Source organism: Streptomyces albus subsp. chlorinus, from assembly GCF_013302895.1.
Classification (GTDB): Bacteria; Actinomycetota; Actinomycetes; order Streptomycetales; family Streptomycetaceae; genus Streptomyces; species Streptomyces chlorinus.
The window spans coordinates 2541339-2548239 of the sequence record NZ_VJOK01000001.1 but is presented as its reverse complement, the minus strand read 5'-3'; the positions used below and the strand labels follow the sequence as shown (position 1 = coordinate 2548239).

The window sequence follows — 6901 nt, the reverse complement described above, 5'->3', positions numbered from 1 at the left end:
GCTCGCGGAGGGCGGCGCCGGAGCCGACTCCTCCGCTGCCGCTGCCGAGGACCGGTGACGCGCCGCGCGGTGAGGGAGGCGGCTCGTGAGCCCGAGCATGGTCGACCACCAGTTGGTGAAGCGGTTCCGGCAGGAGGCCGGGGACCGCATCGCGGAGCAGCGGCGTATCGACCAGGCGTCCGGGGTGGCGCCCATGACCGCCGAGGACGAGCGGCAGTTCGCGCGGGCGGTGATCGCGCAGATCCTGGAGGAGTACGCCCGCGCGGAGATCACCTCGGGCCGTACCCCGCCGGACGCGCAGTCCGAGGAGGCGTACGCGGCGGCCGTGCACGCGGCGCTGTTCGGCGTGGGCCGGCTCCAGCCGCTGCTGGACGACCCCGAGGTCGAGAACATCGACGTCAACGGCTACGACCAGGTGTTCGTCGGGTACGCCGACGGCCGCGAGGTGCGGGGCGAGCCGGTCGCGGAGTCGGACGAGGAACTCATCGAGCTGATCCAGGTGCTGGGCGCCTACTCGGGGCTGTCCTCGCGCCCCTTCGACTCGGCCAACCCGCAGCTGGACCTGCGGCTGCCGGACGGCTCCCGGCTCTCGGCGGTCATGGACGTGACCAGGCGCCCCGCGCTGTCGATCCGGCGCGCCCGCATGGGCAAGGTCTTCGTCTCCGACCTGGTCGGCAACGGCACGCTCACGCCGGAGCTGGGCAGCTTCCTGACGGCCGCCGTGCGGGCCCGCAAGAACATCATGATCGCGGGGGCCACCAACGCGGGGAAGACGACGCTGCTGCGCGCCCTCGCCAACGAGATACCCCCGCACGAGCGGCTGATCACCGTCGAGCGGGCGCTGGAGCTGGGTCTGGACCAGTTCCCCGAACTGCACCCGAACGTGGTCGCGTTCGAGGAGCGGCTGCCCAACTCCGAGGGCCAGGGCGCCATCAGCATGGCCGAACTGGTGCGCCGCTCGCTGCGCATGAACCCCTCCCGGGTGATCGTCGGCGAGGTGCTCGGCGACGAGATCGTCACCATGCTCAACGCGATGTCCCAGGGCAACGACGGTTCGCTCTCCACGATCCACGCCAACAGCTCCAGCGAGGTGTTCAACCGCATCTCGACCTACGCGCTCCAGGCCGCCGAGCGGCTGCCCATCGAGGCCACCCAGATGCTCATCGCGGGCGCCATCAACTTCGTCGTCTTCATCGAGCGGCGCAACGCGTACGCCGCGGGCGGGAAGCTGTCCCGCTCGGTCACCTCCGTACGCGAGATCAACGGCGTGGACGGACGGGTGCTCTCCAGCGAGGTGTTCGCCGAGGCCCCGGACGGGCGGCTGGTGGCGCACGCGCCCCTCACCTGCGCGCGGGAGCTGGCCTTCCACGGATACAAGCCGACCGGAAACTGGGGGTGAGACCGTGCCTGTCAGCGGCTCCGCGGGGGGCATCTTCTCCCTCGCGACCCTGGCCGCGCTGGCCTGCGGTGTCGCCGTGGGCGGCGGCATCGCGCTGCTGATCGCCGCGCTGCGCGGGCTGCCCGCCAAGCCGGCGGGCGCACAGCGGGACGCGGGCGCCCGCGCCGCCGAGCTGGCCCGCTTCATGAGCCGGCGCGGCTCCCTCGCCGTGTGCGCCGGGCTGCTGGTGCTGCTGCTGACGCGCTGGCCGGTCGCGGCCGTCGCCACCGGCGTCCTCGGCTTCCTGTGGGACCGGCTCTTCGGCGGTGCGGCCGAGGAACGCGCCGCCATGAAGCGGGTGGAGGCGCTGGCGGCGTGGACGGAGTCGCTGCGCGACACCATCGCGGGCGCCGTCGGCCTGGAGCAGGCCATCCCCGCCTCGGCCCGCGCCGCCGCGCCCTCGCTGCGCCCGCACCTGGACGCGCTCATCGACCGGCTGCGGGCCCGCACGCCGCTGCCGGTGGCCCTCCAGCACCTGGCGGACGAACTGGACGACCCGTCCGCCGACATCGTGGTGGCCGCGCTCATCCTCAACTCGCGGCTGCGCGGCCCCGGGCTGCGCGAGGTGCTGGGCGCGCTGGCCAAGTCGGCGCGCGAGGAGGTGGACATGCGGCAGCGGGTGAGGGCGCAGCGCGCCTCCACCCGGCGCAGCGTGCAGATCGTGGTCGGCGTCAGCGTCGCGTTCGTGCTGGGACTGGCCGTCTTCAACCGGGACTTCGTCCAGCCCTACGGCTCCCCGCTGGGGCAGGCCGTCCTCGCTTGTGTGTGCGCCATGTTCGCCTGCGGTTTCTGGTGGCTGCGCAAGCTGTCGCGGATCGAGACGCCCGAACGGTTCCTCGTCCACGGCGGTCAGGAGGCGCAGGTGCCCCGGACGGTTCCGCAGGCCGGTGAGGCCGGGACGGCCGGAACGAACGGACCGACCGGAACGAACGGGCCGAACGGGTCGGTCCGGCCGGCCGCCGGCAGGGAGGTGCCAGGGAGGTGAACCCGTTCACGCTCACCGCGCTCACCGGGGCCCTCATCGGCCTCGGCCTGTTCCTGCTCGTACGCGCCCTGGCCCCCGGCAAGAAGGGGCCCGTCGCCTCCGTGGCCCAGATCGACGCGCTGCGCGCCCGGTCCGGCGGCCACCAGCCGCAGGGCACCGCGGCCGGGCCGGGGCGCGGTTTCGCCGCGGCCCGCGCCCGCCTCGGTACGCGCGTCGCCGACTTCTACCTGCGCCAGGGCTGGGAGCTGCGCTCCCTGCGCTCGGACCTGGAGGTGCTGGAGCGCGGCTGGGAGAACTTCCTGGCCACCAAGGTGCTGCTGGGCGCCGCGGGGCTGTTCTTCGGGCCGTTCCTCTTCTCCCTCGCCTGGCTCATCGGCTTCGGCCGCAGCCCGCTGATCCCGGTGTGGCTGGCGCTGTTCTTCGCCGGGCTGTTCTTCATGCTGCCGGACCTGGAGGTGCGGCGGGACGCCGCCGCCAAACGGCGCGACCTGCGGCGTGTGGTCGGCGCCTACCTCGACCTGGTCGCCATGAACCTGGCGGGGGGCCGCGGTCTGCCCGAGGCGCTGAAGGCGGCCAGCGAGGTCAGCGACGGCTGGGCGCTGCGCCGTATCCGGGACACGCTCGCCGACGCGCGGATCACCGGGCAGAGCCAGTGGGCGGCCCTGGGCGATCTGGGGATCCGGCTCGGTGTGGACGAGCTGAAGGACCTCTCCGCCTCGTTGGCGCTGGTGGCCGACGACGGCGCCAAGGTGCGCGCCTCGCTCTCGGCGCGCGCCGAGACCATGCGGCACCGGGAGCTGGCCGAGATCGAGGGCAGCGCCGGGGAGAAGTCCCAGTCGATGCTGGTGGCCCAGCTGATGCTCTGCGCCGGCTTCCTCGTCTTTCTCATCTATCCGGCGGCCATGCGTGTCTTCCAGATCTGACCTCGCGGCCGCCTCCGCCCCCACGCCTCGCAGAAAGGACTGAGACGATGACGAACAATCCGTTTCGCTCCGTCGGTCATCCCGCCCTCGACCTCCTCGTGACGTTCCTGCGCGGCCGCGTACAGCGGGCCCGCTCGGGACAACTGGACCGCGGCGCCTCCGCCGTCGAGTGGGTGATCATCTCGGCGGTCGTGGTGGCGATCGTCGGCGTGGTCGCGGCGATCATCAACATGGCGCTCAAGAACGGCGCCGACAAGGTGAGCGACTGCATCGACGGCGCCGACCAGGACGGCACCTGCAAGTAGGGGCCAGGGACCAGGGACCGTGGGGAGAGCCGTAGGGGCCGTGGGGAGAGCCGTGGGAGGGGACAGGCGGTCCGTCGCCTTCGTACGCCGCAGGTGGGAGGAGGCCACCCGCCGCGGCGAGAGCGGCATGACCGCGATCGAGTTCGTGCTCCTCACCCCCGTGCTGTTCTTCCTGATCTTCGCCACGGTGCAGTTCGCGCTGTACTTCTTCGCCGACCACGTGGCGCAGGCGGCGGCGCAGGCCGGGGCGCGCAAGGCCCGGCAGGAGGCCGACGCCGACCCGGGCGGCTGGCGGGCCAAGGCCCGGCAGACCTCCGGCGACTACATCGAACAGCTCGGCCCCGAACTGATCCTCGGCCCCGAGGTGACGATGCTCCAGCCCGAGCGGAACACGGTCGGCGTGGAGATCCGCGCCCGGGTGCCCTCGGTCTTCCCCGGCCTGGACATGCGGGTGCACGCCCTGTCCCAGGGGCCGGTGGAGCGGTTCGTTCCGGACGGGGGTGAGTGAGGCGTGGCGGGTAGGACGGGCGCGTACCCCGCGGCCGGTGCGCGCCGGCGGTGCGGTGGGGCGCGGCATCTGTCCCGGGAGGCGGGCCTGTCCACGGACGCGGGCCTGTCCACGATCGAGGTCGTGATCCTCGCCCCGGTGATGATCCTCTTCATCCTCGTACTCGTCGCCTTCGGGCAACTGGTGGACGGACGCGGCGCGGTGGACAGCGCCGCCCGCGACGCCGCGCGCGCGGGCTCGCTCCAGCACGGCAGCCACGGCGCGGCGCTGGCCGCGGCCCAGGACGCGGCGGCGGCCACCCTCAAGGGCACCTGCGCCGGAAACGTGACCGTACGGGACGCGGGCAGCGACTACCGCTCGGGCGGGGACTTCACCGTCGAGGTGAGCTGCCGCGTACGCGGCCTGGGCATCCTGGGCCTGGACATCGCCAAGGACCTCACCGGCCGCTCCAGTTCGCCCATCGATCCGTACCGGAGGACCGGATGAGACACCGGGAGGGATGCCGGGACGAACACCGGGACGGATGCCGGTACGCACAGCGGGACCCGGGACGCGGAGGCGGTGGACGCCGGGACGCGCACCGGGGTCAGGGGCACGGAGGCGGTGGACGCCGGGCCGGGCATTCCGTCCCAGGCCCGGCGGGGCGGGCCGCGCACCTGCTGCGGACCCGGCGCGCGGCCGGTGACGACCGGGGCTCCGGCGCCGCGGCCGTCATCATGTTCGCGCTGCTGTTCATGGTGCTGGCCGCGTTCGTGGTGGACGGCGGGCTGTCCATCTCGCAGCGCGAGCGCGCCGCCGACATCGCCGAGCAGGCCGCCCGGTACGCCGCGCAGGACATCGACGAGGAGGCGCTGCGCGCCAGCCAGGGCCGCAACGCGCCCATCAACTACGAGAACTGCGGCACCCGCGTCCACTACTTCGCCGGGAAGTCCGGGCTCTCGCAGGCCGACGTGAACGCCTCGGGGTGCGTGTCCGCCAGTGCCCAGCAGGTCGAGGTCCGCATCCGGCTCACCTACCGGCCCGTCCTCACCGGGCTGTTCTACAGCCAACCACTCACCGTCCACGGCACGGCGACGGCGGAATCCGTGACCGGCTGAGGGACCCGGCCCGCGCCCCCGGCCGGCGCCCCGGCCCGAGGCGACGGACCGCCACGGCGGACCGCCACGGCGGACCGCGACGACGGACAGTGGGCGACGGCCCGAGGCGACGGGCCGGCCGCCCCCGCACCACCCGACCGACCGCACTTCTCACCACAGGAGCACACGAGATGGCGCGCCGCAGTACGACACCGGCACCGGCCCCGGGCGGGCCCAGGTCCCGCTCGCGCTCGCGCACCCCCGTGCCCGTGCGCACCCGCCGCACGGCGGGCGACGTGCTCAAGGCGTTCTGCGCGTTCGTCGCGCTGGCCGCCCTGGTCCTCGGCGTCCCGCTGGCCCTCGCGTACTTCATCGGCTGGCCGCTGCCGCACGGCATGCCCTCGTGGAACATGCTGCGGGACGAGGTCAGTGCGGGCGTCTTCGTCAAGGTGCTGACGGTCGTCGTCTGGCTGGCGTGGGCGCAGTTCACGGCGTGCGTGCTGGTCGAGACGAAGGCCGCGCTCTCCGGCGTCGGGCTGCCCGCGCGGGTGCCGGGCGCGGGGCCCAGCCAGCTCCTCGCCCGGCAACTGGTCGCCGCGCTCCTGCTGCTGGGGGCGGGCACGGGCAGCTTCGCGCCGGGCCTCTCCCAGCTCGGCCACACGCCCCTCCAGCCGTACCACCCGGACCGGACCGTCGCCGCCGCCCAGCTCACCCCCGGGCAGCAGCAGGCGGTCCCCGGCACCGCGCACGCGGATAGCGCCGGGCTGAGCACCATGGGCGGCAGCGACTCCGGTTCGGACGCCGTCCTCGCCGCCGGCGACACCGGGCGGACGGGTACGGCGGACCGGACGCCGGCGCCCGGGGACACCGCCCGCACCGGACGGAGCGACCAGGCCGGGCGCGAGGCGGGGACGAAGTTCTACCGGATCCAGCCGCCCGAGGGCCGCCACCACGACTCCCTGTGGGAGGTCGCCGAGCGCCACCTGGGCGACGGCCGCCGCTACAAGGAGATCTACCGCCTCAACAAGGACCGGGTGCAGCCGGACGGCTCCCGCCTGTCGGAGGCCAGCCTCATCCGGCCCGGCTGGATCATGGAGATGCCCGCCGACGCGTACGGCGGCGAACTGGTCGAGATGCCCGACGAGGCGGACCGGCTCGACGCCCGCGAGCGCGCCCGGATCGAGCGCTACCAGGCGGGCGGCGGCGACCGGGACGGCGCCGGTCACGACGGCGCTGGTCAGCACGCCGGGGGACAGGACGCCGGGGGACGGGACGGCGTCGGCCGGGATGGCACCGGGCGGGACGGCACGGGCAAGGGTGACGGCGCCCACGGCGACGGCGGCGCCCACGGCGACCGCGACCGGCGGGAGGAGCCCTCGCGGCCGGACGCGTCCGCCGGGGACGAGCCGTCCAGCGACCGGCCGGCCATCCCGGGCGAGTCCGACCCCGGCCCCGACACCTCCGCCCCGGACCGGCCGACCACCCCCGACGGCTCGGACGGCGGCGACCACGGCAGCCCGGGGACCGACGAGGGCGGCGACGTCCCCGAGGAGCGGCCGAGCGTTCCCGAGGAGCAGCCCAGCGTCCCCGACAGCGGACCGGGCGTTCCCGGCAACGACGAGACCGCCCGGCCACCCATGCTCTCCGACCACGACACCGCCGGCGG

Annotated in this window: 7 protein-coding genes and 1 pseudogene; all 8 read left to right on the top strand. The window is 74.4% G+C overall.

Features of this window, described 5'->3' with window-relative positions; genetic code table 11:
- The first annotated feature begins 97 nt into the window (after positions 1-97).
- The gene (locus FM076_RS11450; RefSeq protein WP_173874677.1) at positions 98-1399 is read left to right on the top strand and encodes a CpaF family protein; all 1302 of its coding nucleotides are present in this window, start codon (positions 98-100) and stop codon (positions 1397-1399) included.
- Positions 1400-1403: 4 nt separating this feature from the next.
- Positions 1404-2423 carry a type II secretion system F family protein gene (locus tag FM076_RS11445; RefSeq protein WP_345944953.1) on the top strand — a complete coding sequence of 340 codons (1020 nt, stop codon included), beginning with the start codon at positions 1404-1406 and terminating at the stop codon, positions 2421-2423.
- The gene (locus FM076_RS11440; RefSeq protein ID WP_173869989.1) at positions 2420-3346 is read left to right on the top strand and encodes a type II secretion system F family protein; all 927 of its coding nucleotides are present in this window, start codon (positions 2420-2422) and stop codon (positions 3344-3346) included. Before FM076_RS11445 ends, FM076_RS11440 begins: the two co-directional genes overlap by 4 nt.
- Before the next feature lie 47 nt (positions 3347-3393).
- Entirely contained in the window at positions 3394-3651 is a 258-nt protein-coding gene (locus FM076_RS11435; protein ID WP_173869987.1) for a hypothetical protein, read from the top strand.
- 127 nt (positions 3652-3778) lie between these two features.
- On the top strand, positions 3779-4159 hold the full coding sequence (locus FM076_RS11430; protein WP_173874676.1) for a TadE family protein: 381 nt from the start codon (positions 3779-3781) through the stop codon (positions 4157-4159).
- A 69-nt stretch (positions 4160-4228) separates the two neighbouring features.
- Positions 4229-4645, top strand: a complete 417-nt coding sequence (locus FM076_RS11425) for a TadE/TadG family type IV pilus assembly protein (RefSeq protein ID WP_173874675.1) — start codon at positions 4229-4231, stop codon at positions 4643-4645.
- A 170-nt stretch (positions 4646-4815) separates the two neighbouring features.
- Complete coding sequence (locus FM076_RS11420; protein WP_243274883.1) at positions 4816-5256, top strand: TadE/TadG family type IV pilus assembly protein; 441 nt, start codon at positions 4816-4818, stop codon at positions 5254-5256.
- A gap of 170 nt (positions 5257-5426) precedes the next feature.
- Positions 5427-6901, top strand: a pseudogene (locus FM076_RS33645) (hypothetical protein); the annotation flags it as partial.

Coding starts and splice junctions, on each gene's coding strand:
- FM076_RS11430 (WP_173874676.1), top strand. CDS start 3,779: ATGACCGCGATCGAGTTCGTGCTCCTCACCCCCGTGCTGTTCTTCCTG.
- FM076_RS11450 (WP_173874677.1), top strand. CDS start 98: ATGGTCGACCACCAGTTGGTGAAGCGGTTCCGGCAGGAGGCCGGGGAC.
- FM076_RS11435 (WP_173869987.1), top strand. CDS start 3,394: ATGACGAACAATCCGTTTCGCTCCGTCGGTCATCCCGCCCTCGACCTC.